The sequence below is a fragment of the Moorena sp. SIO4A1 genome, assembly GCF_010672065.1.
Classification (GTDB): domain Bacteria; phylum Cyanobacteriota; class Cyanobacteriia; order Cyanobacteriales; family Coleofasciculaceae; genus Moorena.
This window is the reverse complement of sequence record NZ_JAAHHX010000393.1, coordinates 1-1,976: the sequence shown is the minus strand read 5'-3', so window position 1 is coordinate 1,976 and position 1,976 is coordinate 1. Positions and strand designations below refer to the sequence as shown.

General features: G+C 42.4%; 1 protein-coding gene. It reads left to right on the top strand.

Annotated features, from left to right (window positions below):
• Positions 1-156 precede the first annotated feature (156 nt).
• On the top strand, positions 157-1,959 hold the full coding sequence (locus F6K53_RS38630; RefSeq protein ID WP_293085132.1) for a lasso peptide isopeptide bond-forming cyclase: 1,803 nt from the start codon (positions 157-159) through the stop codon (positions 1,957-1,959).
• Positions 1,960-1,976 lie beyond the last annotated feature (17 nt).

The following is a 1,976-nucleotide window of genomic DNA, read 5'->3' as shown; positions in this document are numbered from 1 at the left end:
TGGGGCAAAAAAGATAAAGTCCACTTCTTAATTGGCAATAATAAATAACTTGGGTTGGATGCCAACTGCTCTATTCCTTGTTCCCTATTCCCTATTCCCTGTTCCCTAAAAAACCATAACTATGTACGTAAACATTGTCACAAACCGCTATAGATTATGAGTGGAATTGTAGGTATTTACAATCTTGATGGTCGCCCCGTGGAGCGCGAAAAGATCGGGCGTATGGTGGATGTGTTGGCGCACCGGGGACCAGATGGCGCTGAGGTTTGGTGCGATGATAGCTCTGTAGGTTTAGGACATCGGATGTTATGGACGACACCTGAATCGTTATTAGAGCAATTACCTTTAAAAGACCGCACTGGTAATTTAATACTGACAGCGGATGCTCGCATTGATAATCGGGATGAGCTTATTTATGCACTGAAATTAAACGATCGTCCAGCCGATAAAATTACTGATAGCGATTTAATTTTAGCCGCTTACGATAAATGGGGGCGAGACTGTCCGGGTAAGGTAATTGGTGACTTTGCTTTTGCTATCTGGGATAAGCGTAAGCAGCTATTGTTTTGTGCCAGAGATTATATGGGGGTTAAGCCATTTTATTATCACTATCAACCCGGTAAATTGTTTGTCTTTGCTTCGGAAATAAAAGGATTATTCTGTTTAGATGCAGTACCCCGTAACGTCAATGATGCCAAAGTTGCTATTTATCTGTGTCAGTTAAGTGGGTTTGCCAAATTAAAACCCGATACTTTCTATCAAGATATTCTGCGTCTGCTTCCCGCCCACTGGATGGAAGTGAGCGAGAAAGGGATAGAATCTCAGTCTTTTTGGGATTTAGATGCCGAAGCAAAGAAGATACAGCAGACGTTAAAGACTGATGCTGACTATGTGGAGGAATTCCGCAAGCGATTTACCGAAGCGATAGGGTGTCGTCTGCGGAGTGCTTACCCAGTAGCGTCTACTCTCAGTGGTGGTGTCGATTCTTCTTCCGTTAGTTGTGTGGCGCGGAATTTGTTGCGGGAGAAAGATAGTGATGCAGAATTGTTAACGATATATTCTGATTGTGATACCCCTTCGGCTGATGAGACGGCTTATGTAGATACCGTATTGGCCCAGGGTGGTTTTAACCATCATGTTGCGAAAGTAGGTAATCCCATTAGTGCTGCTCAAACGGTTACTCCTTGGTTAGACCAACCAGTGCAAATGCCTACCCCAGCGATGTTACTGGCGATTGTTCGGGAGGTCAAACAACAAGGTGCAAGGGTGGTGTTAACGGGACATGATGGGGATACTATTGTTTCCCACGGTACGGATTATCCTCATGAGTTACTGGAATTAGGGGAATGGGAAAAGCTTCTCAAAATAGTAGAAGGTCGTTATCAAAATAAGTCTGATAGTGCTAAGGACGTTGAATCAGATTTGTATCAATATCTTCTGCCTTATGGCACAGAATTAGTTAAAAAAGTTGCCATAAAAAACTATATCAATTTATTGTTTATGGCAGGGAAGTACTGGAATTTTTCGACCAAAAAAACTATTAAATTTGTTTTACGAAGCATCTATAACACTTTTCGTATGCTAAACTGTAATAACTACAATGCAAATATTGCCAAGCAACTCGCAAAGTCTATTAAATTAGGTAAATTACTCCGAGATGAGTTCAATGATCAATTTGGCTACTTACCTACTGAATATTTAAACCATTACCGAGGCATAACTTCCGGTAATATGCAGGAAGGTAGCGAACAAATTGATGGGATTAGTGCAGCAGTTAGCATCGAACCTCGTCATCCTTTTTTAGATAAAAGAGTGATTGAGTTGTGTTTAGCCGCACCTGCTCAGTTGAAATTCTGTTGCTTCTTGGATCTGCAAGCAAAAGGTCGTGCCAAGACCCGGCTGGAAGCGAACCTTTACCCGACCGTTAATCCGTTGCAGTTGGGAGCGCACCACATCTAGGCCAATACCTCGTCCAG